We start from the raw sequence: 26,546 nt of genomic DNA, 5'->3' as shown, positions 1-26,546 counted from the left end.
CCATGAACTTACTCCGGGGTAAGTTTCGGCGCCATCGTGGGTTCGTCACAGTCCCGGATCGTTCGCGCCGAAAGCTTGACGTGTCTCATATCGAATGTATGTTCGATACGGTAAAGAACCGGACGGTCTGTCGGAGGTGTGCATGGGCTGGGGTAACGGTCCGCCGACCTGGTCGGAGATGGAGCGGGTGCTTTCCGGCCGTCCGGGGCGCGCGCCCGAACCGCCCGGTGACGGCGGTGACAGTCCCGCCTGGTCGCGTAAGCGCGGGGCGTATCGGGCCGGGGAGCGGCCACGGGCCGGCGGACCGGTGGTGCCCTATGCCGAACTGCACGCGCACTCGGCGTACAGCTTTCTCGACGGCGCCTGCCAGCCCGAGGAGTTGGTCGAGGAAGCGGTGCGTCTGGGGCTGGAGGCGCTCGCGCTGACCGACCACGACGGGTTCTACGGGGTGGTTCGCTTCGCGGAGGCGGCGGCCGAGTGGGGGCTGCCGACGGTGTTCGGTGCGGAGTTGTCGCTGCCTTTCTCGTCTTCCCGGCATGCTCTCGGCCGGGATGGCGCGGACGGACTCCGGCCGAAGGCGCGCCGGAATGGCGAGGCGGGCCGTGCGAACGGCGCGGGAGATCGGCGAAACACCGAGCCGCGCACCGGAAGTCCCGATCCGGGTGGGACGCACCTGCTGGTGCTGGCACGCGGGCAGGAGGGCTATCGCAGGCTGTCGCGGGAGATCGCGGCCGCGCATATGGCCGGTGGGGAGAAGGGAATCCTGCGTTACGACCTGGATCGTCTGTCCGCCGCGGCGGGCGGGCATTGGCAGATTCTTACCGGATGTCGCAAAGGTCATGTGCAGCAGGCGCTTTCGATGGGTTCCGGCGCGGCGGGCGATGTTGCGGCCGAGGCGACGCTGCGCGAGTTGGCGGAGCGATTCGGCGCGGACCGGGTGAGCGTGGAGCTCACTCACCACGCCGTCCCCGAGGACGACGAGCGCAACGCCCGGCTGGCCGCCCTGGCCGATCGCGTCGGGCTTCCGATCATCGCCACCACCGCGGCGCATTTCGCCGCCCCGCGCCAGCGCCGGTTGGCGATGGCGCTGGCGGCGGTGCGCGCCCGGCAGGGACTGGACGGAATGGACGGCTGGCTCGCGCCCGTCGGCGGGGCGCACCTGCGTTCCGGCGCGGAGATGGCGCGACTGTTCTCCGCGCGCCCGCAGGCGATCGCCAATGCCGTCGAGCTGGCCCGCGAGTGCGCCTTCGACCTGAAACTGATCGCGCCGCGGTTGCCGCCGTTCGATGTGCCCGACGGTCACGACGAGAATTCGTGGTTGCGCGAACTCGCCTACGCCGGAGCGGGCCGGCGCTACGGTTCGCGCGCGGCGAATCCGGAGGCGTACCGGCAGCTGGACCATGAGCTGCGGGTGATCTCGGATCTGGGTTTTCCGGGATATTTCCTGGTGGTGCACGATATCGTCACCTTCTGCCGGGAGCACGACATCCTGTGCCAGGGCAGGGGGTCGGCGGCCAATTCCGCGGTCTGCTTCGCGATCGGCATCACCAATGTCGATCCGGTGGCGGGCCGCCTGCTGTTCGAACGGTTTCTGTCGCCGGAGCGCGATGGCCCGCCCGATATCGACATAGATATCGAATCGGATCGTCGCGAGGAGGCGATCCAGTACGTCTACGCCCGATATGGCCGGGAGTACGCCGCCCAGGTGGCCAATGTGATCACCTATCGCGGGCGATCCGCGGTCCGCGATGCCGCACGGGCGCTGGGCTTTTCCCCCGGGCAGCAGGATGCGTGGAGTAAGCAGGTGAGTCGCTGGAGCGGCGTGGCGCAGGAAAAGGATTCCGATATCCCCGGCGAAGTGCTGGAGCTGGCGGGTGAGATCGAGGGCCTACCAAGGCATCTGGGCATCCACTCCGGCGGCATGGTGATCTGTGATCGCCCCATCGCCGACGTGTGTCCGGTGGAGTGGGCCCGCATGCCCGGTCGCAGCGTGCTGCAATGGGATAAGGACGACTGCGCCGCAGCGGGGTTGGTGAAGTTCGACCTGCTCGGGCTCGGCATGCTCTCGGCTCTGCACTACATGATCGACCTGGTGCGCGAGCACGAGGGGGCAGAGGTCGAACTGCACCGGCTGGATCTCGCCGAATCCGCTGTGTACGAGATGCTTTCGCGCGCCGATTCGGTGGGTGTGTTCCAGGTGGAGTCGCGGGCGCAGATGGCGACCCTGCCCCGGCTGAAGCCGCGGACGTTCTACGACCTCGTCGTCGAGGTGGCGCTGATCCGGCCCGGTCCCATTCAGGGCGGTTCGGTGCATCCCTACATCCGCCGTCGCAATGGTGTCGAAGAGGCGACGTACGACCATGCGTCCCTGGAGAATTCGCTGGAACGCACGCTCGGTGTGCCGCTGTTCCAGGAACAACTCATGCAGATGGCCGTCGATGTGGCCGGATTCACCGCGGCCGAGGCGGACCAGCTGCGCCGGGCGATGGGTTCCAAACGATCGCCGCAGCGGATGGAACGGCTACGTGCGCGGTTCTATCGCGGGATGCGTGAATTGCACGGTATCGAAGGCGAATTGGCGGACCGGATCTACGAGAAGATCTATGCCTTCGCGAATTTCGGTTTCCCGGAGAGTCATTCGCAGAGCTTCGCCTCGCTGGTCTTCTATTCGGCGTGGTTCAAACTGCATCATCCTGCGGCGTTCTGTGCGGGACTGCTCAATGCCCAGCCGATGGGGTTCTACTCCCCGCAGTCGCTGGTCGCCGACGCCCGTCGGCACGGGGTCGTCGTGCACGGCCCCGATATCAACCACAGTCTCGCCGCGGCCACGCTGGAGCGGCCCGGCGTGCGTGAGTCAGGGCCGGAGGTGGCAGCTGAGCGTAATCACGTAGGCCCCGCGTTCATGGCTGATGGATACGGCGTGCAGGTGCGGCTGGGGTTGGCCGCGGTCCGGTCCATCGGCGACGAATTAGCCGAGCGGATCGTGGCCGCTCGGGTGGACGGGCCGTACGTCTCGTTCCTGGATCTGACCGGGCGGGTGGAACTCACGGTGCCGCAGGCCGAATCGCTGGCCACCGCGGGTGCGCTCGACAGTCTCGGGATCACCCGGCGGCAGGCGCTGTGGGCCGCGGGCGCCGCGGCGGGGGAGCGGCCGGGCCGGCTGCCCGGCACCGGCGCGACCACCGCCGCGCCCGCGCTCCAACTGCCGGGTATGGGTGAGTTGGAGTTGGCGGCCGCCGATGTGTGGGCTACCGGGGTGTCGCCCGGTAGTTACCCGACCGAATTCCTGCGCCCGCGACTCGATGCGCTCGGCGTGGTTCCGGCGGCCGGATTGCTCGCGGTGCCCGACGGGTCGAAGGTGCTGGTGGGCGGTGCCGTCACGCATCGGCAGCGGCCCGCCACCGCGGCCGGGGTCACCTTCATCAACCTGGAGGACGAGACCGGCATGGTGAACGTGGTGTGTTCGGTGGGGCTATGGCAGCGATATCGGCGTATCGCCCAGGGCGCGTCCGCGCTGCTGGTGCGTGGGCGGGTGCAGAACGCCGAGGGGGCGGTCAGCGTGGTCGCGGAGTACCTGCAGCGCATGGATTTGCGCGTGGCATCCCGCTCGCGCGACTTCCGTTAGAAGCTGTCGTTGCCTCCGCCGCCTCCGCCGTCGAATCCACCGCCGCCGCCGCTGTCGCCGCCGCCGAAGCCGTAGTCGCCGCCTCCACTGTCGCCGCCGCCGAAGCCGTAGTCGCCGCCGCCACCGCCGTACTGGTCGTATCCGCCCTGGCCCTGGTCGTATCCGCCCTGGTCGTAGTCGCGGCGGTCCTCCTCGCGGCCCTCCATCTTGCCCAGCTCATAGCCGAGCAGGCCGCCGCCCACCGCGCCGATGCCGCCGGCCATACCCGGGCTGATGCCGCCGCCACCCCGGTAGCCGGGGCCGTAGCCGCCACCAGGGCCATAGCCGCCACCGGGACCGTAGTCGCCCGGACCGTAGCCGCCGGGCCCGTAGCCACCGCCGTATCCACCGGGCCCACCGCCGCCGGGGAACCCGCCGCGGCGGCCGCGGCGCCGGAACACGCCTACCACGGCCGCCACGATCAGGCCGAGGACGATCAACGGGCACAGGATGCCGAACAGGCCGATATGCCCGCTGCTGTGGTGATAGCGGGCGGCCTGTGGAGCGGGTCCCGCCTCTTTGGCGGTGTTCGCCAGCGACTGCAGCGCGGCCACCGTCGCGCCGGTGTAGTCACCGGAACCGAACGCGCTGATGAACGCCTGGCCGGCCGCCGAAGTGTCGCGGATATGAGAATTGGGCCCGGTCTCGATCGCGACGTTCTTGGACTGGGTGTTGATCGCGAGCACCACATCGGTGGCGCCCTTGACGTCCTTGCGCGTCTCGTTGGTGAACGCGGCGGAGTCGTTGGCGTACTTCGTGGTGGTGTAGACCTCCACCGGATCGGGCAGCGCGTTGCCCGCGGTGGTCACGCGCGCGTGATCCAGCACGTTCGTCGCGTCGTGGATGGTGACCGGACCGGCCGCCGCCATCCCCGTGCTGGTCAGGAGTAACGCTGCTGTCGCCGCCAGCAGGACTGCATATCGCTTGGCCATACCCGCACTCTCCGGTTGCTCGAGGACCCTGCCGCCCATTCGTACGCGAGCCTACCGGGTCACTCGGACACGACATTCAAGACCGTACGGTCTGGAAAGCGTCCCGCGCATCGGGTGAGTTCCCATCCGCCGCCCCGATATTCACAACCCGTCCGAGCTGCCTGTAAAGGGTGCGTTTGCGGATGCAGGGGGTGCGTTTACGGGAAGGGGGTGCAGCTGCTGCGTGAGCCGTGACAGATGTCGCCAGGGCTGTATACGGTGACGGCGTCGGGGCGAATCAGTGGGGCAAATCATTCGAGCAAGGGGGATAGATGATGTCGAATTCATGTGTTGTCGACGCCGATGCGATGCGACGGTTCGCATACGTGGCGCGGCAGGCGTTCCGGGAGCTCGATGATGCCGCGGGCGCCACGCTCGGGACGGTCGGCCTGCTCACAGATCTGGTTCCGCACAGCGCCGTGGTGCACGCATGGTGCGATTCGGTCTGCGCCGCAGCCACCCTCGTGCAGCGCAACGCCGATCGCTTCGGCCGCCTCGCCGAGCACACCGACCGTGCGGTGGGCGCCTACCTCGAGAGCGACCTCACGCACAGCCGTCTGTTCGCCGGTCTGGAGGTCCGGATATGACGCCGTCGCGTTCGGTCCTGTCGAGCTGGCGTGCCTTGGAGGCGGCCGAACGGGTGCGTGCCGAATTCGACCGGCACCTCGGGGATGTGGAGGCGCTGTCGGCCACGGTGCGCTCGGAGTGCCATCGGCTCGACGGCGATGGCTGGCAGGGCGCGGCGTTCGACGCGGTCCTGTCCACCGTCGAGACGGTGCATCGGCACAATCGGGTGCTGTGCGACCGGGCCGAGGGGCTGCGCGACGCGGGTGTGCGGGCACTGTCCGATCTGCACTACACCGGCCTGGCGCTGCTGGACTACGTCGCCGATGCCGAGGCGAACGGATGCGCGGTCGCAGAGGACTGGACCGTCACCGGGGAGCCACCCCTGGTTCACCACTGGGCGGAGATCATCGCGGAGGCCTCGGCGGCGGTGGATCGCGCCGAGCGGCGCGGATGGCAGGCGATCGTCGCCGCGGGCCGCGAGCTGCGGGATCTGGTCACCGACGTCAGCCTGGGCCTCGGGTTCGGTCTGCCCGCTACCCGGGACCTCGATACGCCTACTCGGTCCGGAGCTTTCGGCGGTGGTGATGCCGCTGTGGCTCGAGGCAACTGGGCCGAGCACACCGGGGTTCCGTCCTTCCAGGACTCCGCCGCGTCCGGGTATCCCGCTGTACAGGACGGCCGGGTACCGCGGACGTCCGGAGGCGCGGCGGCGGAGGCTGCCGACGCACCGGAACTGTCGATGGCAGGTGCGCTACCCCCCACCGAGGGGAGCGGCACCATCCCGGTGTCGGAATCGTCTGCTGGACATGGCACTTCACCGGCCACCGCCGAGAATGCGGTAACTACTCCGGCGGGCGAGGGGGCAACCACCACGGACGATATCGTCGGCGCGGCGCGTGATTCCGGTATCGAAACCGCCTCCCCGGCAGGGGTGTTCACCGCGAACGCGCCGACGAGGCTCGATCCCTCCGGTGATGTGTCCGCCGAACAACTCGTCGCCATCATGCCGGATCTGCCGCTGGAGCGGGCGCGGCAATATCTGCCCGGCCTCAATGCGGCCATGCGGGAGGGCGACATAACCACCTCCTCGCGGCGGGCCGCATTCCTGGCGCAGTTGGCTCACGAAAGCGGTGAGTTCCGCTACTTCGAGGAGTTGGGCGACGACGACTACTTTCACCAGTACGACCCTGGTCAGCTCAATGCGGCCGCCGGAAATACCGAACCCGGCGACGGCCCGCGTTACCACGGTCGCGGGCCCATTCAACTGACCGGCCGTGCCAACTACCGCACGGCCGGACAGGCATTGGGGCTGGACCTCGAGGGCACTCCGGAGTTGGCGGCCCAGCCGGATGTCGGGTTTCGAATTGCCCAGTGGTACTGGACCTCTCGCAATATCAACGCCTTGGCCGACGCCGGCGACTTCGCGGCGGTCACCCGGGCGGTGAACGGCGGTTACAACGGCCTGGAATCTCGCGAGGCGTACTACCGGCGAGCGCTGGAGGCGCTGGGATGACACCGACCCAGGCGCGACCGCGCACCGTCGCCGAAGGCTGTTACACCCGCGGCGTGACCGCGCTGGTGCTGATCCTCTGGGTGCTGATCGCCTCCGGCTGTGCCGGTGGGATATCCGGGGCGACGACGAGGTCGGCCTCGTCGATGAGCGCGCGCGCCCTGTCCGCGGCGGGCAATCGCCCGTTCGTATTCCGCACCCGTACGGAATTGGTGCTGGCGACACCGGCGCGGGTGATCACGCGATTTGCGGGGACCTACGCCGATGCCGGTTTCGCGCAGGATAATTCGCATATCTACGCCCTCGACGGATCCGGCGTGCTCACCGCCGCGCGGGTGGACGGCGGCATGCCGCGGCGAGTCGACTGTCGCTGCGATCGGATCTTCCCGCTGCACGATTCGGTGGTCGGCTGGTGGCAGGGACCGGACGGCTTCGTGCAGGCCGATCTGCGTGACACGAATCCCACTGTGCCTCTCAGGATTTCCCTTCCGCCGCCGGAGCAGATCGAGCCGGGTGCTGTGGTATCGGGTCCGCGGCTGCTCGCCGCGGGGAACCGAACGCTGATCCTCGATCAGGTCGAATCGCCGCCCGGCGCGTCCTGGAGCGTCAACCATCTGTCCCTCGTCGACGTCGGCACCGGAGCGGTGCGGAAGCTGGGCCCGGTCGATGGTGTGAACACCGCTATGGACCGGGCCGTGCTGCGGCCCGATGGGCAGATCGCCGCCGTCTATGGCTATGCCCGAGACACGATCGCTTGCGGTGCAGCGCATTTACTGCAGATCGACCTGATGCGCCAGCGCTTGGAGAGCCTCGATCTGCCCGCACCCTTCACGTGTTCGTTCCTGGCGGATCTGCGGTGGGACGATGCCGCGCTGACGGTCACCGATGTGGCGTGGGAGCCCAGTGCACCCGACCGGCTCATCACCGCCGTATGGGACAGATCCGCCACGCAATGGAAACGTCGCGGCGGGGACGACACCCTGCGCTACGGCGCACTGGCCCCCTCGGCCGCCTTGGAAATCCGCCGGACAGAGCACACCCGGGGGCACGAGCCCGGCACCGGCGATCTGACCCTGACCGCCGCCGACGAGATGCAGGTCCTCGCCCACGACGTCCTGGACCTCAGGCTCCCCCATGTCTAGCCGGGGTCGGTGCGCTCATCCGGGCACAATGGGCCGCATCCCCATACAGCCAGGAGTGGCATGTGCCGACGGTGATCCGGGCGACCATCACACCCAACAGCCGCAAGGGGCCTCTCGTCGAGACCCTCGACGACGGCGCCCTCCGGTTGTACGTCCGCGCCCCGGCGGTCGAGGGAAAGGCCAACCGGGCGGCGATCGAACTACTGGCCCGGCACCTCGGCGTCCCCAAGGGCGCCGTCCGCCTCACCGCAGGCGCTACCTCCCGATTCAAACGCTTCGAAATCGACGACTGAACCGCCGGTCGTCGCTCACCTCAGACCCCGCCCGGGAACCCCAGCTGACGCCACGCCTCGTAGACCGCGACCGCCGCCGCGTTGGACAGGTTCATCGACCGCCGTCCTGGCAGCATCGGAATACGCACCCGATCGGTGACGATCGGATCGTCGAGCACCTCCTGTGGCAGGCCGGTCGGTTCCGGACCGAACAACAGCACATCACCCTCGCGATAGGCGATATCGGTGCTGCGCGTGGTGCCCGCGGCGGTGAAGGCGAACACCCGCTCCGGCCGCAGGACCTTCCAGGCGGCAGCGAGGTTCGGGTGCACGGTGACCGAGGCGAGGTCGTGATAGTCCAGCCCGGCCCGCCGCAGCTTCGGTGCGGACATGTCGAAGCCCAGCGGCTCGATCAGGTGCAGCGCGCACCCGGTGCCCGCCGCCAGCCGAATCGCGTTACCGGTATTCGGAGGTATCCGAGGTTCGAAAAACACCACATGCAACACGGCATCAGTATCCCTGTCCGCCGCGCCCCCGCGAAGTTCGGAGGACCACCACGCATAACCTCGTGCGATGTACCGGTAAACAACCGCCGGCGCGCGGACGACGAGCCTGCGGGGCACCGAAGAGCAGCCGAAGCGAAGCGAAGGCAAAATAGAGCCCGTGACCGATGCTCCTGTGACACCTCAGTCCACTCGTCGGCTCGGCGCACTGCGCAATCAGGTGCCGATGTTGCTGGTGGTGCTGGTGCTGGTGGTGGCGATCGTGTTCGTGATGCAGGAGCGGTGGCGGCGCGGGTCGCTGTTCATAGGCGGCGCCGCGCTGCTGGCCTCGGTGCTGCGGCTGTTTCTGCCGCAGGTCCGGGCAGGCCTGCTGGCGGTGCGCAGCAGGCCGTTCGACGTCGTGGCCTACGCGGTGCTGGGCGGCACGATCATCGCGCTGGCCGCCACGATCAGCAGCCTCGGCGTGGTGTGAACCGCCGGGCTCACGGGCATGGCGAGCCGGCGGGATGGATCAACTCAGCGAGCCTGGTGCGCCAGGTCCATGGTCTGTGCCAAGAGCTTGCCGATCGCCTCGGTCTCGGTCAGGAATCCGTCGTGGCCGTCGCGGGAGTGTACGACCTCCAACCGGGTGCAGCCGGGGAGCAAGTCGGCCAATTCCTGCTGGGTGCGCAGCGGGTACAGACGGTCCGAGTCGACACCGCCGACCACGCACGCCACCGGCGTGGCGGCCAGCGCCGCCGCGATCCCGCCGCGCCCGCGGCCGATGTCGTGACGGTTCATGGCCTCGGTGAGCAGCACATAGCTGGCCGCGTCGAAGCGGGCGGAGAGTTTCGCGGCCTGATAGTCCAGATAGCTCTGCACCGCGTAGCGGCCACCGCGCCGCGGGTCCTCGTCGCCCTGCGCGTGGTTCTCGAACCGGTGATCCAGTTCGAAATCCGTGCGGTAGGTCAGGTGCGCGATGCGGCGTGCCAGGCCCAGTCCGGTCGTCGGCGCCCGGCCCGTGTCGTGATAGTCGCCGCCCTGCCAGTCCGGGTCGGCCTTGATCGCGGCGATCTGGGTGGTCTGAGTGCCGATCTGGTCGGCCGTGGCGCGCGGCCCGACCGCTAGCACCAGCGCGGCGCCGACACGCTGGGGATGACCGACCATCCATTCCAGTACACGCATGCCGCCCATGGATCCGCCGACCACCGAGGCCAAGCGCTCGATGCCGAGCAGATCGAACAGCGCCACCTCCGCGCTCACCTGGTCGCGGATGGAGATCTCGGGGAAGCGCGCCCCCCAGGGCCGTCCGTCCGCGGCGAGGGAGGCCGGGCCGGTCGTGCCCTTACAGCCACCCAGCACGTTGGTGGCGATGACACACCACTCGTCGGTGTCCAGCGGGGCGCCCGGCCCCACCACGCCATCCCACCAGCCCGGCAGTGAGTGCAGCGCGTCAGGGGCGCCGACCACGTGCGAGTCGCCGGTCAGCGCGTGCTCGACGAGCACCACATTGTCCGCATTGGCGGACAGTTCGCCCCAGCGTTGCACGGCCAGTTCGACGTCGGGAATCACCGCGCCGCTCTCCAGGCGGACCTCGCCGATGTGGATGGTCCCCAGCCGGCCGTCGGGCGGCGGCAGCAGGGCCTCGGCCCGGGTGGCGGATGCGCTTCGTTCGATGCTCACGGTCACCATGCCACCGCCGTGCCGACCGATAGTGCGTGGGTCGGCGTGGGCGCGGTCGAGTCACTCATGTCATTCTCCAGATGGTCGCGCTTGCTCTCGGCCTTCGAGAGCCCGGTCAATCACCCGGAGCACCCCACCGCAACAGGAGGGTTGCCGACCAGCGAGCCGGGGCTTGACGCTGGCACTCATGACCTCCCAGCCATGGTAGCGGGCGGGCGGCTGTGGGCGGAATGCCGGGTCGTAAGGAGGGGGGTTGTGATCGGTGACAGCGTGGACTGTGGGAATGTGATCTGGATATCACTCAACGGGAGGTCCGTTGGGGGTGTGATTCGGCAAAGCAGTACGCTTGTCTTGTTTGACACCTCGGGTCTCGTGACCAGTACGGGACGTATACGTTGGTCTGTTGAACAGCTGGGTCCGCTCACAAGCGTGTTCACCTGGCCGAGTAATGGGAGCACCTTTCCTAGGAGGACACGAAGATCCATGTCCAAGATCAAGGTTGAAGGCACCGTCGTCGAACTCGACGGCGACGAGATGACCCGGATCATCTGGCAGTTCATCAAGGACAAGCTGATTCATCCGTACCTCGATGTGAACCTCGAGTACTACGACCTCGGTATCGAATACCGGGACAAGACCGACGACCAGGTGACCATCGACGCCGCCAACGCCATCAAGGAACACGGCGTCGGCGTCAAATGCGCCACCATCACCCCCGACGAGGCGCGCGTCGAGGAATTCGGCCTCAAGAAGATGTACCGGTCGCCCAACGGCACCATTCGCAACATCCTCGGCGGCACGATCTTCCGCGCCCCGATCATCATCTCCAACGTCCCGCGCTTGGTGCCGGGCTGGACCAAGCCGATCATCATCGGCCGTCACGCCTTCGGCGATCAGTACCGCGCCACCGACTTCAAGGTGCATCAGGCGGGTACCGTCACGCTCACCTTCACCCCGGAGGACGGCAGTGAGCCGATCGTCCACGAGGTCGTGAAGATGCCCGAGGACGGCGGCGTCATCATGGGCATGTACAACTTCAAGAAGTCCATCGAGGACTTCGCGCGGGCCTCGCTCAACTACGGTCTGCAGCAGAACTATCCGGTGTATCTGTCGACGAAGAACACCATCCTGAAGGCCTATGACGGCATGTTCAAGGACACCTTCCAGGAGGTGTACGAGACCGAGTTCAAGCCGCAGTTCGACGCCGCGGGCCTGACCTACGAGCATCGGCTCATCGACGACATGGTCGCCTCCTCGCTGAAGTGGGAGGGCGGCTACGTCTGGGCGTGTAAGAACTACGACGGTGACGTGCAGTCCGACACCGTCGCACAGGGCTTCGGCTCGCTGGGCCTGATGACCTCGGTGCTGATGACCCCGGACGGCAAGATCTGTGAGGCCGAGGCCGCGCACGGCACCGTCACCCGGCACTACCGCCAGCATCAGCAGGGCAAGCCCACCTCCACCAATCCGATCGCCTCGATCTTCGCGTGGACCCGTGGCCTGGCCCATCGCGGTCGGCTGGACAACACCCCCGAGGTGATCGGCTTCGCGCAGACCCTCGAGGACGTCGTCATCAAGACCGTCGAGCAGGGCCAGATGACCAAGGACCTGGCGTCGCTGGTCGGCGGCGATCAGGGCTACCTGACCACCGAGGAGTTCCTCGGCGTGCTGGACGCCAACCTGGCGCACGAGGTGCGCTGAGCGGCGTATTTGTCTGTTGGGCACCCGCCCCACCGCATACGGTGGACGCGGGTGCCCATCTTTTTGCGTCCCGAACCTCTGGTCGATCTTCTCGAACCTGCGGGCGGTGAGTGAGATCACGGTTCGCCGGGGTATCGGGGCCGTTGCCCGGCATGTTGCGCTTGATCGTGTTCAGCCACAACTCCTTACTCGAGTCGTCGCGCGCGCGACCCGCCGCGATTCCCGAGCGATACCCCTATGCCCAGGAGGCGCCGATGACACCCGGGTCCGCCGCAGTCCGCACGACGGATCAGCAGCCGATGGATCGGACGACGACGGCTCGCCCGTCGTCGGACCGCGGGTGGCATGTCCCCGCGTTGCTGGCGATGGCGCTGGGCGGGTTCGGCATCGGCACGACCGAGTTCGTCACCATGGGTTTGCTGCCGAATATCGCGCACGCCATGCACGTCTCCGAGCCCACCGCGGGCTACGGGGTGTCGGCGTATGCGCTCGGCGTCGTGGTCGGCGCGCCGGTGATCGCCGCGCTGTGCGCGCGGGTGCCGCGCAAGCGGCTGCTGATCGTGCTGATGGCCGCGTTCACACTGGGCAATCTCGGCGCGGTGGTCGCGCCCACCTTCGGCACGTTCGTGCTCGCGCGGTTCGTCTCCGGACTTCCGCACGGCGCGTACTTCGGCGTCGCATCGCTCGCGGCGGCCAGCCTGGCCCCGGCAAGGCAGCGTGCGAAGGCGATTGCCGCGGTTATGCTGGGATTGAGCGCCGCCAATGTCGTCGGCGTTCCCGCTGCCACCTGGCTGGGCCAGGCCCTGGGCTGGCGGGACGCCTATCTCGTGGTAGCGGCGATCGGTCTGTTGACGGTCGTCGCCATCGCGCGCTTCGTGCCCGAACTGTCCGGGGTGCGGATCACCGATCCGCGCACCGAACTCGGTGCGCTGCGCCGTTCCCAGGTGCTGCTGACCCTGCTGGTGGGTGCGGTCGGCTTCGGCGGCATGTTCGCGGTCTACACCTACGTCACCACCACGCTCACCTCGGTGGCCGGACTGTCGCTGAATCTGGTGCCGCTGGTGCTGGCGCTGTTCGGCGTGGGCATGATCGTCGGAAACATCCTCGGCGGCGTCCTCGCCGACCGTGGTGTGGACCTGTCGGTATTCGTGTCGCTGATCGCGATCATGGTCATCCTCGCCGGATTCGTTGCCGCGGCCCACAATCCGTTCACCGCGGCGGTGGGCGCCTTTCTGGTCGGCGCGTCCGGCGCGGCACTGACGCCGGGATTGCAGACCCGGCTGATGGACGTGGCGCACGATGCGCAGACCCTCGCCGCCGCGCTCAATCACGCGGCGTTGAACATCGCCAACGCGGCCGGGGCGTGGCTGGGCGGATGTGTGATCGCGGCGGGGCTGGGCTACACCGCCCCGGCCATGGTCGGCGCGGGTCTGGCGCTCGCGGGCGTGCTGCTGTTCATGGTGACGGTGTGGCTGAACCGTAGAAACCGCGGCGAAACAGCCCTCGCGCAGTGACGTAGAAGTCGCGGAATGGCCAGGTGGCCGCGATCAGCCATTCTGGCCCAGCGGCGTACCGAGGCGGCCATGCGGGAACTCGGCAGGGGGCCACCGGCGATGATCCGATCGGCGCCCTGCTCGACTCGCTGTGGGCGTTGCATCAGGGGCCGTTGTTCGTCGCCGCGATGGAGCTCTGGGTGGCTGGTCGCACCGATCCGCTGCTCGCGGCGGAGATGGAGAAGGTCGAACCGCTGGTCAATAACGCGGTCCTGACATCGATCGCGCAATTCGTACCGGATGAATTGCGGCGCAGGGAAGTTCGAGGCTTCGTTTACACCGCCATTGGATGTCCTGCGCGGAATCCTGATGGCCGGCTTCATCTCTCCCGATCCCGGACGCGCGCAACGCCGTTGGCGTCGTGCGGTCGTGCAGTTGCGCGCCGCCACCGGCTCTCAGCTCCCGGGCCTGGACCTCGCAGCGGACTGACGGCCGGTGTTCGCGGCAATCGGGCAGCTACTGCTGGCGGCGAGCATCAATTGAACTGATGGTTACGCCTGTTCGACGAAATACGAACAAATCGAGAATTATCGTCTTTTTCGCAATACGAGTTTACTGCTGCGTGATCGGATCGGGTTGACTTGTACGTTCAGGCTGTAGCGATACTTTCGACCCGCATTTGGAGACCGCCCTGATGGCAGCACCAACACCATGGCAGGCTAAGCGTGCTCTCCCGCAACCAGTTCCGCTCCCGCAATCGGCCCCGCGGCTACTGCTTGCCGGGCGCCTGCGAGCAGGCTGGCCGTATGCCGTTGCGGCGGTGGTCAGCGTCGCGGTGTTCTTCCTACTGTTCAAGACCTGGATGGTAGCCCCGGATCGAAGTGGCTCCAATTCCGTCGACGCATTCGGCACCACGCACACCATGACCACTCACCTGAATCTCTGGTCGCAACAGCAACCTCCTGGTGTCAGTGTCAGCGGCGTCTGGGGGATTCTCACCACAATCGCGGTCTTCGTCACCGTGTTTGCCGCGATTCAAGCGATTTATCGCGGGACCAGAATCCTCGGCCTCGTCACCACCGCCGCGGCGGTCGCGGTCGCGTTGTTCGTCATCATCGACCTGTTCTATATCCGCAGCAAAATGTTCGAGGCGCAGGCGTCGATGAAAATGAGCAACGATCTGGCCGCGCAATTGGGCCTGGCGCTGAGCGCTCTTCGAGGCACGAGTACCTACCCCTGGCCGGGAGTGCCGTATGCGCTTGCCGCCGCCCGTTTGACATCGTGGGCATACGTCACCACCGCGTTCGCTCTCACAGCGGCCGCTGTGACGGCGACCCGGACGTGGTACGGCGGCCGCCACAGGGGCGCCGCCACATCGCAAGCCGGGCCGGCTGTCTCCGATTCGAAATCGATCGAGCCCGCGGACACCCGCGATTGGGGTGCGGCGGGCTGAGCGCCAGTCAGCCCGCCGCACCCCAATCACGATCTTCCGCAGGCTCGATCGGTTCCGCCGCGGAGGTGGGTGACGCGGTTCGCGGTGCGGAGACTCGCGATCGTTCGTCGGACAACCATTGGCCGATCGACCGGGCCTGCCGGTGCGTCCAACCCCGTCCGACGGCAAGGGCTACCCCGTGCAGGCCCCCGTACCACGTCCGGGTCGCCGCCACGCCGGCCGTCCCGAATGCGACTGCGGCGGTGCTGAATGCCCACGATGTCATATGGGCGGCATCGAGTACGTACTTCACTCCCGGCCAGGGGTAGGCGCCCGAGCCTCGCATAGCCATGATCACCAGTCCCATCTGCGCACCCAGATCGTTGCCCATGCCGGTCGTGATCTGCACCGGGATCTGCTTGCTGCGGATATAGAACAGGTCGATGATGACGAACAATGCGACCGCGGTCGCCGCACCCGTGGTGACGAGTCCGGGAGTTCGAGTGCCGCGATAGATCGCCTGGATCGCGGCGAACACCGTGACGAAGACCGAGATTGTGGTGAGAATCCCCCAGATGCCGGTGACGCTGGTGCCGGGAGGTTGCTCCTGCGACCAGAGGTTGATGTGGGTGGTCGTGGTGTGCGTGGTGCCGAATGCGTCCACGGCGTTGAAACCGCTCCAGTTCGGAGTCACCATCCAGGTCTGGAACAGCATGAAGAACACCGCGACGCTGCCCACCGCCGCAATGGCATACGGCCAGGTCGCCCGCAGCCGCCCGAGGGGCAGGAGCCGTGGAACCGATTGCGGGAGAGCGCGCTTTGTTTGCCATGGTGTCGGCACTGCCATCGGAGCAGCCTCCATACGCGAATCGGCATCATCAATACTGCGGGACAGCGTTTAGATCATCTTAATTTTAAGTAAACAGATCACCACCGCTGGGAATATCGAGGCCGCACGTGGCCGAGGGGCTGCTCGGATAGGGCCTACACCACGCGCAGGCGCGCGCGGTTCGCGTACATGTGTTCGATGATGAGGGTGGCGACGCGGTCCGGTGCTTCGAGCATCGGGACGTGTCCGACCCCGTGCACGAGGATGCGGTCGGCGGATTCGGGCAGTTCGCGCAGGAACCGTTCGGCATAGGGCTGATTCGGGATCATCCGGTCGTGTTCGCACATCAGCAGCCGGACCGGGGTGTGCAGCGTCGACAGGTCCTCCGGTGGCGGCATGCGCAGTCCGCCGGCCAGCATGGGCAGTATGGCGGGACAGTTCAGGGCCGCGGTGATGACACCCTCCAGCGCGCGCCGGGGCACCGCACCGGTGTCCTTGCTCAACAACAGTGCCGCGAATTGCCTTGCGGGAGCGCTCAGGCCGACGTCGCCGATCCGCTTGCCGACCTCGACGACCGGAACCATCGCCAGGAACTTCAAGCCGACCAGGATCTGCCACAGCGACGGATTCGACCAGCCGCCCGCGGGGGCGATCGCGGTCAGGGTGCGGGCCCGGCCGCGTCGCGCGAGCTCGAATCCCACCCAGCCGCCCAGCGAGTTGCCCGCGATATGACAGGTGCGCCAGCCCAATTCGTCGAGCTGATCCTCGATCTGGTCGGCCAGCGTGGCCACGTCGAGATACCAGCCGTCCAGATCCGGGCCGCCCCAGTGCCCGCGGAAGGCCGGGGCGAACACCTCGCAGGTACCCGACAAGCGTTGCGCCACCTGTTCCCAGCAGTGCGGGGAGAGCATGAATCCGTGTAAGAGCAGAAGGGGATCGCCGGAGCCCGTGTGCAGGGCTTTCATCGGCGCGAGCGGGGCGGTGCCTGACATCATCGTCATCACCCCTTCCTGGACGACGGTGTCCGCAGGGAAGTGTGTCTGACCAGCATTGTACGGTTCTGGCGTGGCCCAAATCATCAGTACGATCAACGTGAACGGCATCCGCGCGGCGACCGGCAAGACGGGCAAGGGAATGCTCGAGTGGCTCGCGGGCACCGAGGCCGACGTCATCTGCCTGCAGGAAACGCGCGCCACCGACGAACAGACCCGCGCGGCGCTGGCGCCCGTACTGGAGGCGGGCTGGCATCTGGCGCTTGCCGAGCCGGGCGCGAAGGGGCGCGCCGGGGTCGCGATCCTGTCCCGCCGTGAATCTCGTTCGGTGCGCGTCGGATTCGGCAGCGAGGAATTCGACGGGCTGGGCCGCTACATCGAGGCCGAATTCGACGAGCTGACGGTGGCCAGCGTGTACGTGCACACCGGCGAGGCCGACACGCCGATGCAGGATGAAAAGTACCGGTTCCTTGGCCAGTTGGGCGCACATCTGAAGGCACAGACGCGCGACTTCGTGATCTGCGGCGACTGGAATGTCGCGCATACCGAGCTGGATATCAAGAACTGGAAGGGCAACGTCAAGAACTCGGGCTTCCTGCCCGGCGAGCGCGCCTGGATCGACGAGATGCTCGCCGCCGGATACGTCGATGTGGTGCGCACCCTGCATCCGGGCGTGCCCGGCCCGTACAGCTGGTGGTCCTATCGCGGCCGCGCCTTCGACAACGACGCGGGCTGGCGGATCGATTACCACTTGGCGCGTGGGGATATCGCCGGGCGGGCCAAGCAGGCGGTCGTGGAGCGCGCGGCGGATTATCATCTGCGCTGGTCCGACCATGCCCCGGTGACGGTGCAGTACCGATGAACCTGTCCGGTAAGCGTGTGCAGGGTCTGCTCGGGCTGGGTGCGCTGGTGGTCGTGCTCGTGGTCGGGCTGTTGGTGTCGCACGGTCATGCGACGCATTCGTCCTCGACGGCGGCCACGGTGCAGGCGGGGACTTCCTCGGGTAAGCATGCCCCGGGTGTGCCCGCGCGTGCGTATCAGACACTGACCGAGATCGATGCCGGTCGCTGGCCCGGTTCGGCCGACGCGCCCGGCACCAAGGGCGGCGACCAGTGGATGAACCGCGGCGGCTCACTGCCCAGAACCGCCTCCTCCGGTAAGTCGATCACCTACCGGGAGTGGGACGTCAATCCGAAGCAGCCGGGCCATACGCGCGACGCCCAGCGCATCATCACCGGCAGCGACGGCTCGGCGTATTACACGGGAGACCATTACCAGACGTTCACCAGGATGCGCTGATGAGGAGCGACTCGTTGTGCGACAGTGTGTTCGGATCGAACGACACTGCCGTGGTTGTCGAGAGGGGATTCGCTGATGAGTAGGACGATGCCCCTGACGCGGTTCCTGGCCGCCGTGACCGGCCGGGACGCCGCCCCCGGCGCGTCGACGGACACCGTGCCCGCGCTGGGCACCTTGCCGGCCGACGCCGCGGCGTTCAGCAGCGTGCGGTTCCGGGTTTCGGCCGACTACATGGTGCGCGAGCTGCGCGGATCGAAAATGCGTACCGTCGCGGGCGTTTTCGACGAGTTCGCCGCGGCCTTCCAGTTCCCGTACTACTTCGGCGAGAACAAGGACGCCTTCGACGAATGCCTGCGGGATCTGGACGAATTCGTCGGTCCGGCACTCGGATACGTTGCACTGGTTCGTGATTCGTCCGAGCTGCTGGCGGATCAGCCCGGCGAGCGAGAGTGGTTCACCAGTGCGATCGACGACTGCGCGCGGAACTGGTCGGCCCGCGGCGTATTGTTCCGCGTGATCATGCAAGGTGACTGGCCCGGATCGGATGCTGTCGCACTCACCCTCTGACGAATCGATGGGTCGCTACGTCGGGCCGATATCGCTCGATCCGGAGTCCGGGTCGGTGCTCGACGCCTCGCGCAGGCGTCGCGCCAGATCCTCGCCGAGCAGAACGAATACGTCCGTGGTGTGGTCGATGAGCTCCTCGCGGGTCATCGGCAGATCTCCGTGCAGCCAGCTGCCGAGGGCCTGCACCAGCCCGCCGACCAGGTAGGTGGCGCGGAAGCCGATCGCGGGATCGGGGGCCTGCCCGGCCAAGGCGTAGAAATCCATGCCCTCGGCCGCGACCAGACCGGCGAACCCGCGGATTGTGCGCATCGTGCGCGCCCGCAGGTCGGGGGTCGCGGCGCTGATGATCAGCGCGATCTGCGCCTTGCGCGGATCGTCGGTGAGCACGCCGATCCCGGCCGTGATCGCCGCGTGTGCCCTGCCGTAGGTATCGGCGGGCGCGTGCTGCGAGGCGGCCAGGACGGCCGTGGCCAGTTCCTCGGCGATGCCGTCGAACAGTGCGGTCAGCACGGCGTCGCGGCCGTCGAAGTTCTCGTAGTAGTAGCGCTCGTTGAGTCCGGCGCGGCCGCACAGCCCGGCGACGGTCAGCCGGTCCAGCCCCTCGGTGCCGATGATCTCCAGGGCGGCGTCGAGCAGCGCGGCCCGGCGCTGGGCGCGGCGCTGGTCCGCGGAGACTCCGCCATAGGTCCGTTGCGCCGCCATGGGTCGATTCTGGCATGGGGGCCAAATTCTGGGGTGAGGCATTGCCAGATTATCGAATCTGGGGGATGCTGTTGCCAGATACACCGGATGCGTTCGATGAGGAGGTTGGCGATGTCCGACCCCGGTTATTTCCCCGATGACTCGATGATTCGCCGCGTCATGCGCAAGCGCGCGGTCGGACTCACCTACGGTCAGCGGGCGCTGGTGGTCGGCGCGGTCGACCCGCTGCTGTACGTCGGCACCGCCGAGCACACCGAACACCGCACCACGCCCTATACGCGACTGGCGATCACCGGACGGCTGTTCGAGGCGGTGGCGCTGGGCAGTAAGGCCGAGGCCGACCGGGCACGGGCGTACACCCACAAGAAGCACGCCACGGTGCAGGGTGAGCTGCCCGAGGACGCGGGGGAGCGTCACCCCGCGGGCACCGCCTACGCCGCGCACGACCCGCATCTGATGTTCATGACCATGGCCTTCACCTTCGACTCCGTCGAGGTCATGCACGATCTTCTGGTCCGCAGGCTCACCACGGCCGAACGCGAGGACCTCTATCGGGACTATGTGCGCTGGGGTGAGTTGTTCGGCATGCCACGCGAGGCCGCACCCGAAAGCTATACACGGTTCCGTCGCTACTTCGACGACTACCTGGCCTCGGACGAGCTGCACCTCACCGGCGAGGCGCGCCTGGTCGGGGGCTATCTGGCCGGGCAGCGGGTGCCCAATCCGCTGCCGATGCCGCTGAACCGGGTCGTCGGCGGGGTGCACCTGCTGGTGCGGGGCAGTCTGCCTCCGCGTATCCGGGCGATGTACGGAATGCACTGGGGACGCACGCAGGAGCGGGCCTTTCGCGCCCTGGCCCGCACGGTCCGCACCGCGCACATCACCCCGCCGCTGGCGCCACGCGTCCTGCGCGGCACCCTGGCCGGGCCCAGCGCCCCGGTCTACCGCCTGCTGACTCGCCGTGAACGCGACCTGGTCGCCGCGGGCCGTCCCAGCATGCCCGGCGTCGAACCCCTCAACTACGTTCAGCGTCACGCCGGGTAAGCCGGTCGCACCGCGCGAGGAACCGGCCTCTGGCTACATTTTGTGGCTCGAAACGTCGGAAACCGGACTGTCGGCCGCGCAAAATGTAGCGTTCGGCCGGATTGTGGCCCAGCCCTGATGCCGGATTCGCCGTTCGGGCACACCCGGGAACATCCGATGCGGCACCATGCGAAGATCTGGGTATGTCGAGTCCTGCACCATCCGCAGAGCGCAAGCAGCGCGTCCTGTCCGGGATCCAGCCGACCAGTGAATCCTTTCACCTCGGCAATTACCTTGGCGCACTGCAATATTGGGTGAAGCTCCAGGACGAGTTCGACGCACTGTACTTCATCCCCGACCTGCACGCGATCACCGTTCCGCAGGATCCGAAGGTCTTGCGCAATCGCACCAAGCGGGCCGCGGCGCAGCTGTTGGCGCTGGGCATCGACCCGAAGCGTTCGACGCTGTTCGTGCAGAGTCAGGTGCCCGAACACGCCGAGCTGACCTGGGTGCTCAACTGCATCACCGGCTTCGGCGAGGCCAGCCGGATGACCCAGTTCAAGGACAAGTCGGCCCGGCAGGGGGCGGACAACGCCACCGTCGGACTGTTCACCTATCCGGTCCTGATGGCCGCCGACATCCTGCTCTACCGCGCGCACCTCGTGCCGGTCGGGGAGGATCAGCGGCAGCATCTGGAGCTGACCCGAAACCTGGCCCAGCGGTTCAACACCCGGTACAAGAAGACGTTCGTCGTGCCCGAGGCGCATATCGTCACCGGTACCGCCAAGATCTACGACCTACAGGATCCGACCTCGAAGATGAGCAAGTCGGCGGCTACCGATGCGGGGCTGCTCAACCTGCTGGACGATCCGAAGGTGTCGGCCAAGAAGATTCGCTCCGCGGTCACCGACACCGAGCGCGAGATTCGCTACGACCCGGAGAACAAGGCCGGGGTCAGTAATCTGCTGGTGATCCTGTCCTCGCTCACCGAGACCCCGATCGTGACCCTCGAGCAGGACTACGCGGGCAAGGGGTACGGCGACCTCAAGGGCGATGTGGCCGACGCGCTGGTGGAATTCGTGACCCCGCTCCAGGCGAAGGTGCAGGAGTACCTGGACGACCAGGGCGAACTCGACCGCATCCTGGCCGCCGGCTCCGAGCGCGCGCGGGAGATCGCGGGCAACACCCTCACGCAGGTTTACGACCGGGTGGGTTTCCTGCCTCGCTGATCCGCGGATTTCCCTCGGTAGCCAAATCGTCACCGGGCGGACGCATGAAGAAGATCCAATCGGGCATTGCCCCTGTATCGGGTGATGTGACCGGCGCACGGACAGATATGCGGGGTCCGGTCGTTCCAGGAGGACTGGTTTGTTCGGGAAGATCTTCGGCAGGATCAGGACCTGGATCGGTCGTCAGGTCGGGGCGCGGCCCTGGCTGGACCATCTGGTGCGCGCCGGTGGCAGCTACCAGCGCCAGCGTGGTGACTACTATGCCGCGGGCATCACGTACTTCACCGTGCTGGCGATGTTTCCGGTGCTGATGGTCGCGTTCGCGGTGGCCGGATTCGTGCTCTCGCGCAATCCGCATCTGCTGACCCAGTTGGAGAACGAGGTCATCAAGAATGTGCCGGGTTCGTTCGGCGGGCAGCTGACCAGCCTGATCCAAGATGCCGTCCGATCGCGGACCAGCGTCGGTGTGATCGGTCTGATCGGCGCCGCGTACGCGGGGCTCGGCTGGATGGCCAACCTGCGCGCCGCGCTCACCGAGCAGTGGGAACAGCAAGCGCCGCAGGGCAATTGGTTTCGCACCAAGTTCTCCGATCTGATATCGCTGATCGGCCTGGGAATAGCGGGTGTGATTTCCGTCGGCCTGTCGGCCCTGTCCTCCAGCGAGCTGGGGCGCAGCCTGCTGGGGCTGGCACATCTCGAGCGCGCGCCCGGGGTGAACGTCCTGCTCACGGTGGTCTCGCTAGTGTTGGCCGTGATCGCGTCGTGGGCGGTGTTCGTCTGGATCATTGCCCGCCTGCCACGGGTGCCGGTGACGGTGACCAGCGCGAGCAAGGCGGCCCTGATGGCCGCGATCGCGTTCGAGATCTGGAAGCAGGTCGCCTCGTACTACCTGAAGAAGGTGCTGACCAGCCCCGCCGGCGTCACCTTCGGCCCGATCCTGGGCCTGATGGTCTTCGCCTACATCACCGCGCGCATCATCCTGTTCGCCACGGCATGGGCGGCCACGGCCCGGGAGAACATGATCGAGGCCGAGCTGCCCGCACCACCGCCCGCGGTCATCGAGCCCCGGATGACGACGGGGATGCCGGCGGTCGCGGGCGCGGCGTGGTTCGGTGCGGGGGCCGTCGTTGCCGTCGTCCTCGCGCGTATCCGGGTGCGTAGGCACTAGCGGACTGTGATCGCGGACACTGTGCGAGATTCCGTATCGCACGTTCGCCGCCCCGGTGATCAGGTGTGATCGTCGTTTCCGGAATCGCTCGAAACCGTTGCTGTCGTGCGGTTTCTCCAATCCTGACCGGGGCGAGGCCGACTGCGCCGGGATGTGCGTTCCGCGGGGTCGTGCGTCCGGAGCAGTGGTGATCGACGGCTATGGGTTTGCGATCCGATGGAACCTACGATGGACTCTGGGCGTCTGATCATTGAGACGTAGAAGTTTGATCTAGGGGAGCTTGTGGATTCAGCCGGTTTCGACCAGCTGCAGGCACGTACCGAAGCGCTGCAGTCCGAGGTCGATGTGATGCTCGATAACTATCAGCAGCAGATGGAAAATATCGCCAGCGCCCGGGAAACGCTGGCGGCGGCGACCGCCCAGGGCTGGTCGGCGGACAATCTGGTGCGAGTCACGTGCAGCGCGGCCGGGGTACCCGTGGAGGTCTGGGTCGATCCGCAGGCGTTCAAACGCTCCACGCCACAGAAGCTCGGCAAGTCGATCACCGAGGCCTCTCAGGCCGCGGCGCGTAATGCGAAGCAGGAGATCGACGGTGTGATGGCGCCGTTGCGGGCCGCCTCGAACATCACGGTGGAAAATCCGCTCGACGGCCAAATCGCCGCCTTCCCAACGACTCTCGAAAGTATTCTGCCGCCGGTGCCGGATGGTCCCGAGCCGGAGTCGAGGGTCGGGCAGGAGCCGCAGCCCGCGCCGCAGCCCTCCTACGCTCAACCTGCTCCGCAGTACGGACAGCAGCCTTCGTACGGGCAACAACAACCCTCGTACGGGCAGCCGCAACAGCCGCAGCCCTCGTACGGCCAGCCGCAGCCCGGCTACGGTCAGCAGCCCGCCGCGGCGCCCGCCTACCAGCCGCCGTCGAAATCCGAGCCGAAGCCGGACTACGCACCGGCCTGGGAACAGGACGAAGAGGGTCCGCATTGGAAGGGCTGGTAGTCGGTTCGTGAGTAACGATTTCGAAATCGAGCTGGACGAATTCAAGGCGCACGCACCGAAATTCGAACAGCTCGGCAAGGATTTGCTGTCGGAGTTCAAGCAGCTGAAGACCGATATCGAGGCCGTACACGGCAAGTGGGGCGGCGACGAATTCGGCTCGGCGTTCGCCAAGAACTATCTGCCGAAGGTGAAGGAGGCCTTCGAGGGTATCGAGAAGGCCTCGAAGCTCTTCGAGGAACTCACGAGCAAGTCGAATACCGTGGCCCAGGCGTTCGAGCAGATCGACGAGGAGTTCAAGTCGGCGATCGACAAGGTCGAGTCGGCATTGGGGGGTGGCAGCCAGAGCGGTGGTGGCGGTACCGACTCCGGCGGCGGTGACAGCGGCGGATCGGGCAGCGATGGTGGGAACTTGGACCACGATGGCAGTGGCTCTGGAAGCAATGGCAGCAGTGGGCCCCTCAACAACATGGCCAGTGGGCCGGGCGGCAGTGGTAGCGACGATGGCGGCGGCAGCGGCGCGACCAGCCCTGCCGACTACGGCGGCAGCAGCGGTAGCGACTCGGGGAGCGGGGACGGTGGCGAGAGCGGCACGGCCTCCCTTGACGGCGGTAGCGGTAGCGATACGAGCCCTTCCGATTACGGCGGCAGCAGCGGCCCGACTGGCGGACAGGATTCGGGCGGTGGTGGCGGAGGCTCCGGAGACGGCGGTGACAGCCATCCCGGTGACAGTGGTAGCGGCCATTCCGGTGACGGTGGAGACGGTCATTCCGGTGATGGCGGGAGTGGTCATTCCGGCGACGGTCATTCCGGTGACGGTGCGAGTGGTCATTCCGGCGGCAGCGCGAGTGGTCATTCGGGCGAAGGCGCCAGCGGCTCAGGTCATTCCGGTGATGGCCACTCCGGTTCCGGAGGGGGGCATCCAGCGGGTAGCAGTACCGGGCCCGGCACCCATCCCCAGGGCGCGAGTGGTCCGCACTCGCCCAGCGCCAGTGGCACCACGCACCACCCGAGCGCCAGTGGCACCACACACCACCCGAGCGAAAGTGGCACTCACCCTACGAGTAGCGGTACGCATCCGCAGGAGAGTGGCCCTCGCCCGAGCGGGAGTGGCACCGGCAGCGGTACGGCGGGCCCCCGCCCGAGTGCCGGCGGTACGCATCCGGGTGAGCAGCAAGAACACAACCGGCCGCGCGTGGTCAATCGCGGGTATGGGCTCAGAAAGCCGACCACTGAGCATTCGGGTACCGACGGGTCCCAGCACGACCAGCACAAGCCGCAGGAGGAGGAGCACAAGCCGCGCAACGGTGGTATCCAACGCCCACATGGACGCCGGAGAAAGTGATCCATGGGTAGAGCGAGCACAGACCCGCAGTCCGGCGGGGGGATGAGGAACTAAGTCATGGGTATCGAACTGCCGGGGCCACTGAAGCCGGTAGCCAGTCTCGTCGCGTGCAAGTGGCCCGAATGCGACGAGACGGCACTGAAGCATGTCGCCACAGACTGGGACAACATCGCGACCACCCTCGGGCAGATTCGCGATGAGGGCGATCAGGTCACGAAAGCGGTGCTGGGCAAGATCAGCGGCAAGGTGCACGACGCCATCCAGAAGTACTGGCAGGACATCTACGACGGCCTCGGGGACCTCATAACCCTGTGCAAGGCAATCGCTTTCGCCTGCCGGATAATGGCGATGCTGGTGCTGGCGGTCAAGCTGTACATCATCGCGCAGCTGGTGGCGCTCGCCGTGCAGATCGCGGTCGACACCGCCGCTGCGCCCGAAACCCTCGGCGCGAGTGAGGCCGAGGCCGTTGCCGCGGAGGCCGCGGCCAAGGTGGCGCTCAAGGCGGCGTTGAAGGAACTGCTGGAGAAGATCGTCAAGGAGACCGCCATCTCCGCGGGTAAGGGCTTCCTCGAGGGTTCCGGCAAGGAGCTCGCGTGGGAGACCGCCGAGACCGCGCTCGGCCAGCGCCAGGGCATCAACATGTCGTCCGTGTTGCATGCCGGTGAGCACCAGGCGGTTCAGGATGGCGTGAGCACAGCGGCGAACACCGCCCTGAGCGGTCTGGGCGTCAAGCCCGAGGACAACGACCTCAGCAGCGATGTCGACAGTCTGAGCAGCAATGCCGCCGACGGCGTCACCACCGACACTCCGCAGGACGACAAGGATCGCGCCAAGAACGACGGTGGGCAGCTGCTGAGCAGCGTCTTCGGCGGCGGCTCGAATCAGAGCAGTTCCTCCGATGGTGGCGCCACGATCGGCAGCGCCCAGTCGACCGACGGCGGTCCGTCCGGTGACAGCGGAGGCGATTCGACGCAGACCAGCTCGTACGGCGGTGGTGATTCGGGCGGTTCGGATACCGGCGGTTACCCGTCGGGTGGTGGGGACTCGTCCGGGGGCGGCAGTCTTCCACCGGAAAATGTGAGTAGCGGGCCCCCCGAGTACCCGACGGATGTCGGTACCGGTGGCATGCACCACGGTAATCAGGATGGCGTCGTCTACCCGACGGATATGGGTACCGGAGGCATGCATCACGGCGGTCAGGACGGCGTTGTCACCCCGGAGCGCGTCCCGGCTCTCGATGATGCCCCGTCCAGAAAGTCCAGCCTGAACCTTCCGTAGGAACAGGCTGATCGGCCGAATGCCACGGCGTGCCGGATCCATTGGGCGGCCGTGGCATTCGGCTGCGTGAATCCGGCCGTGGCGGCGGGCCGGATCGGCTGGGTCAGCGGCGGCGGGCTCGGCCGGCGATGAACCAGGCGGCGACGACCAGTGCCAGGACGACGACGATGCCGCCGACGATCAGGCTCGCGCGCAGGGTGTCGTGGC

25 protein-coding genes and 1 riboswitch are annotated in these 26,546 nt (G+C 67.2%); of the genes, 19 read left to right on the top strand and 6 right to left on the bottom strand.

Going from position 1 to position 26,546, the window contains the following annotated elements; genetic code table 11:
- Positions 1-142 precede the first annotated feature (142 nt).
- Positions 143-3,625, top strand: coding sequence for an error-prone DNA polymerase (locus JZ791_RS29330; protein ID WP_216898647.1), 3,483 nt, complete (start codon positions 143-145; stop codon positions 3,623-3,625).
- Here the strand turns inward: JZ791_RS29330 and JZ791_RS46165 are convergent.
- Positions 3,622-4,596 (bottom strand): hypothetical protein, encoded by a 975-nt coding sequence (locus JZ791_RS46165; RefSeq protein ID WP_216898622.1) that lies wholly within the window; start codon positions 4,594-4,596, stop codon positions 3,622-3,624. The two genes, JZ791_RS29330 and JZ791_RS46165, sit on opposite strands and share 4 nt — an antisense overlap.
- A gap of 311 nt (positions 4,597-4,907) precedes the next feature.
- Here JZ791_RS46165 and JZ791_RS29320 point away from each other — a divergent pair, with 311 nt between their 5' ends.
- The 4 genes from JZ791_RS29320 (at position 4,908) to JZ791_RS29305 (ending at position 8,147) form a co-directional block, all read left to right on the top strand.
- Complete coding sequence (locus JZ791_RS29320) at positions 4,908-5,222, top strand: hypothetical protein (protein ID WP_216898620.1); 315 nt, start codon at positions 4,908-4,910, stop codon at positions 5,220-5,222.
- Entirely contained in the window at positions 5,219-6,715 is a 1,497-nt protein-coding gene (locus JZ791_RS29315; RefSeq protein WP_216898618.1) for a glycoside hydrolase family 19 protein, read from the top strand. Before JZ791_RS29320 ends, JZ791_RS29315 begins: the two co-directional genes overlap by 4 nt.
- Entirely contained in the window at positions 6,712-7,854 is a 1,143-nt protein-coding gene (locus JZ791_RS29310; RefSeq protein WP_216898616.1) for a hypothetical protein, read from the top strand. Before JZ791_RS29315 ends, JZ791_RS29310 begins: the two co-directional genes overlap by 4 nt.
- Positions 7,855-7,916: 62 nt before the next feature.
- Entirely contained in the window at positions 7,917-8,147 is a 231-nt protein-coding gene (locus JZ791_RS29305) for a DUF167 domain-containing protein (RefSeq protein WP_216898614.1), read from the top strand.
- Between the two features lie 20 nt (positions 8,148-8,167).
- Here the strand turns inward: JZ791_RS29305 and JZ791_RS29300 are convergent, their stop codons facing one another.
- A complete protein-coding gene (locus JZ791_RS29300; RefSeq protein ID WP_216898612.1) occupies positions 8,168-8,632 on the bottom strand; it encodes a tRNA (cytidine(34)-2'-O)-methyltransferase in 465 nt (154 codons plus the stop codon).
- Positions 8,633-8,789: 157 nt separating this feature from the next.
- Between JZ791_RS29300 and JZ791_RS29295 the strand changes: the two genes are divergently transcribed.
- On the top strand, positions 8,790-9,101 hold the full coding sequence (locus JZ791_RS29295; protein ID WP_438804568.1) for a DUF3017 domain-containing protein: 312 nt from the start codon (positions 8,790-8,792) through the stop codon (positions 9,099-9,101).
- 44 nt (positions 9,102-9,145) lie between these two features.
- Here JZ791_RS29295 and metX read toward each other — a convergent pair whose 3' ends face one another.
- The gene (gene metX / locus JZ791_RS29290) at positions 9,146-10,300 is read right to left on the bottom strand and encodes a homoserine O-acetyltransferase MetX (RefSeq protein WP_216898610.1); all 1,155 of its coding nucleotides are present in this window, start codon (positions 10,298-10,300) and stop codon (positions 9,146-9,148) included.
- A gap of 72 nt (positions 10,301-10,372) precedes the next feature.
- Positions 10,373-10,484: riboswitch (SAM riboswitch) on the bottom strand.
- A 290-nt stretch (positions 10,485-10,774) separates the two neighbouring features.
- Between metX and JZ791_RS29285 the strand changes: the two genes are divergently transcribed.
- The 4 genes from JZ791_RS29285 to JZ791_RS29270 all read left to right on the top strand — a co-directional run bounded on the left by JZ791_RS29285 (position 10,775) and on the right by JZ791_RS29270 (position 14,938).
- Positions 10,775-11,992 carry an NADP-dependent isocitrate dehydrogenase gene (locus JZ791_RS29285; RefSeq protein WP_216898608.1) on the top strand — a complete coding sequence of 406 codons (1,218 nt, stop codon included), beginning with the start codon at positions 10,775-10,777 and terminating at the stop codon, positions 11,990-11,992.
- 299 nt (positions 11,993-12,291) lie between these two features.
- A complete protein-coding gene (locus JZ791_RS29280; RefSeq protein WP_216898643.1) occupies positions 12,292-13,506 on the top strand; it encodes an MFS transporter in 1,215 nt (404 codons plus the stop codon).
- A 23-nt stretch (positions 13,507-13,529) separates the two neighbouring features.
- A complete protein-coding gene (locus tag JZ791_RS29275; RefSeq protein ID WP_216898606.1) occupies positions 13,530-14,033 on the top strand; it encodes a hypothetical protein in 504 nt (167 codons plus the stop codon).
- Positions 14,034-14,179: 146 nt separating this feature from the next.
- Positions 14,180-14,938, top strand: coding sequence for a hypothetical protein (locus JZ791_RS29270; RefSeq protein ID WP_216898604.1), 759 nt, complete (start codon positions 14,180-14,182; stop codon positions 14,936-14,938).
- Between the two features lie 7 nt (positions 14,939-14,945).
- Here the strand turns inward: JZ791_RS29270 and JZ791_RS29265 are convergent, their stop codons facing one another.
- Both JZ791_RS29265 and ephH read right to left on the bottom strand, forming a co-directional pair.
- Entirely contained in the window at positions 14,946-15,764 is an 819-nt protein-coding gene (locus tag JZ791_RS29265) for a hypothetical protein (protein WP_216898602.1), read from the bottom strand.
- Positions 15,765-15,901: 137 nt separating this feature from the next.
- Complete coding sequence (gene ephH, locus JZ791_RS29260; RefSeq protein WP_254206484.1) at positions 15,902-16,747, bottom strand: epoxide hydrolase EphH; 846 nt, start codon at positions 16,745-16,747, stop codon at positions 15,902-15,904.
- A 64-nt stretch (positions 16,748-16,811) separates the two neighbouring features.
- On the opposite strand from ephH, the gene JZ791_RS29255 reads away from it, so the two are divergent.
- From JZ791_RS29255 to JZ791_RS29245, 3 genes are all read left to right on the top strand, one after another.
- Positions 16,812-17,600, top strand: a complete 789-nt coding sequence (locus JZ791_RS29255; protein WP_216898600.1) for an exodeoxyribonuclease III — start codon at positions 16,812-16,814, stop codon at positions 17,598-17,600.
- Entirely contained in the window at positions 17,597-18,037 is a 441-nt protein-coding gene (locus tag JZ791_RS29250; protein ID WP_216898598.1) for a guanyl-specific ribonuclease, read from the top strand. Before JZ791_RS29255 ends, JZ791_RS29250 begins: the two co-directional genes overlap by 4 nt.
- A gap of 75 nt (positions 18,038-18,112) precedes the next feature.
- On the top strand, positions 18,113-18,604 hold the full coding sequence (locus tag JZ791_RS29245) for a barstar family protein (RefSeq protein ID WP_216898596.1): 492 nt from the start codon (positions 18,113-18,115) through the stop codon (positions 18,602-18,604).
- A 15-nt stretch (positions 18,605-18,619) separates the two neighbouring features.
- On the opposite strand, the gene JZ791_RS29240 is transcribed toward JZ791_RS29245, so the two are convergent.
- Positions 18,620-19,306 carry a TetR/AcrR family transcriptional regulator gene (locus JZ791_RS29240; protein WP_216898594.1) on the bottom strand — a complete coding sequence of 229 codons (687 nt, stop codon included), beginning with the start codon at positions 19,304-19,306 and terminating at the stop codon, positions 18,620-18,622.
- Between the two features lie 111 nt (positions 19,307-19,417).
- Between JZ791_RS29240 and JZ791_RS29235 the strand changes: the two genes are divergently transcribed.
- The 6 genes from JZ791_RS29235 to JZ791_RS29210 all read left to right on the top strand — a co-directional run bounded on the left by JZ791_RS29235 (position 19,418) and on the right by JZ791_RS29210 (position 26,339).
- On the top strand, positions 19,418-20,350 hold the full coding sequence (locus JZ791_RS29235; RefSeq protein WP_216898592.1) for an oxygenase MpaB family protein: 933 nt from the start codon (positions 19,418-19,420) through the stop codon (positions 20,348-20,350).
- Positions 20,351-20,532: 182 nt separating this feature from the next.
- Entirely contained in the window at positions 20,533-21,558 is a 1,026-nt protein-coding gene (gene trpS, locus JZ791_RS29230; protein ID WP_216898590.1) for a tryptophan--tRNA ligase, read from the top strand.
- A gap of 139 nt (positions 21,559-21,697) precedes the next feature.
- The gene (yhjD, locus tag JZ791_RS29225) at positions 21,698-22,726 is read left to right on the top strand and encodes an inner membrane protein YhjD (RefSeq protein ID WP_254206483.1); all 1,029 of its coding nucleotides are present in this window, start codon (positions 21,698-21,700) and stop codon (positions 22,724-22,726) included.
- Between the two features lie 282 nt (positions 22,727-23,008).
- Entirely contained in the window at positions 23,009-23,719 is a 711-nt protein-coding gene (locus JZ791_RS29220; protein WP_216898588.1) for a YbaB/EbfC family nucleoid-associated protein, read from the top strand.
- A gap of 7 nt (positions 23,720-23,726) precedes the next feature.
- A complete protein-coding gene (locus tag JZ791_RS29215) occupies positions 23,727-25,061 on the top strand; it encodes a WXG100 family type VII secretion target (protein ID WP_216898586.1) in 1,335 nt (444 codons plus the stop codon).
- A gap of 57 nt (positions 25,062-25,118) precedes the next feature.
- Positions 25,119-26,339, top strand: coding sequence for a WXG100-like domain-containing protein (locus tag JZ791_RS29210; protein ID WP_216898584.1), 1,221 nt, complete (start codon positions 25,119-25,121; stop codon positions 26,337-26,339).
- The last annotated feature ends 207 nt before the right edge of the window (positions 26,340-26,546 follow it).

It is taken from the genome of Nocardia alni, from assembly GCF_019038435.1.
In the GTDB taxonomy this organism is placed as follows: domain Bacteria; phylum Actinomycetota; class Actinomycetes; order Mycobacteriales; family Mycobacteriaceae; genus Nocardia; species Nocardia alni.
The sequence above is the reverse complement of the archived record's forward strand: the minus strand, read 5'-3'. Positions and strand labels throughout refer to the sequence as shown.

Excerpts from the sequence above, each read along its gene's own strand:
- JZ791_RS29235 (WP_216898592.1), top strand. The coding sequence starts at position 19,418 with ATGTCCGACCCCGGTTATTTCCCCGATGACTCGATGATTCGCCGCGTC.
- JZ791_RS29250 (WP_216898598.1), top strand. The coding sequence starts at position 17,597 with ATGAACCTGTCCGGTAAGCGTGTGCAGGGTCTGCTCGGGCTGGGTGCG.
- ephH (WP_254206484.1), bottom strand. The coding sequence starts at position 16,747 with ATGACGATGATGTCAGGCACCGCCCCGCTCGCGCCGATGAAAGCCCTG.
- trpS (WP_216898590.1), top strand. The coding sequence starts at position 20,533 with ATGTCGAGTCCTGCACCATCCGCAGAGCGCAAGCAGCGCGTCCTGTCC.
- JZ791_RS29270 (WP_216898604.1), top strand. The coding sequence starts at position 14,180 with ATGGCAGCACCAACACCATGGCAGGCTAAGCGTGCTCTCCCGCAACCA.
- JZ791_RS29315 (WP_216898618.1), top strand. The coding sequence starts at position 5,219 with ATGACGCCGTCGCGTTCGGTCCTGTCGAGCTGGCGTGCCTTGGAGGCG.
- JZ791_RS29320 (WP_216898620.1), top strand. The coding sequence starts at position 4,908 with ATGATGTCGAATTCATGTGTTGTCGACGCCGATGCGATGCGACGGTTC.
- JZ791_RS29310 (WP_216898616.1), top strand. The coding sequence starts at position 6,712 with ATGACACCGACCCAGGCGCGACCGCGCACCGTCGCCGAAGGCTGTTAC.
- metX (WP_216898610.1), bottom strand. The coding sequence starts at position 10,300 with ATGGTGACCGTGAGCATCGAACGAAGCGCATCCGCCACCCGGGCCGAG.
- JZ791_RS29285 (WP_216898608.1), top strand. The coding sequence starts at position 10,775 with ATGTCCAAGATCAAGGTTGAAGGCACCGTCGTCGAACTCGACGGCGAC.
- JZ791_RS29330 (WP_216898647.1), top strand. The coding sequence starts at position 143 with ATGGGCTGGGGTAACGGTCCGCCGACCTGGTCGGAGATGGAGCGGGTG.
- JZ791_RS29210 (WP_216898584.1), top strand. The coding sequence starts at position 25,119 with ATGGGTATCGAACTGCCGGGGCCACTGAAGCCGGTAGCCAGTCTCGTC.
- JZ791_RS46165 (WP_216898622.1), bottom strand. The coding sequence starts at position 4,596 with ATGGCCAAGCGATATGCAGTCCTGCTGGCGGCGACAGCAGCGTTACTC.
- JZ791_RS29265 (WP_216898602.1), bottom strand. The coding sequence starts at position 15,764 with ATGGCAGTGCCGACACCATGGCAAACAAAGCGCGCTCTCCCGCAATCG.
- JZ791_RS29245 (WP_216898596.1), top strand. The coding sequence starts at position 18,113 with ATGAGTAGGACGATGCCCCTGACGCGGTTCCTGGCCGCCGTGACCGGC.
- JZ791_RS29240 (WP_216898594.1), bottom strand. The coding sequence starts at position 19,306 with ATGGCGGCGCAACGGACCTATGGCGGAGTCTCCGCGGACCAGCGCCGC.
- JZ791_RS29280 (WP_216898643.1), top strand. The coding sequence starts at position 12,292 with ATGGATCGGACGACGACGGCTCGCCCGTCGTCGGACCGCGGGTGGCAT.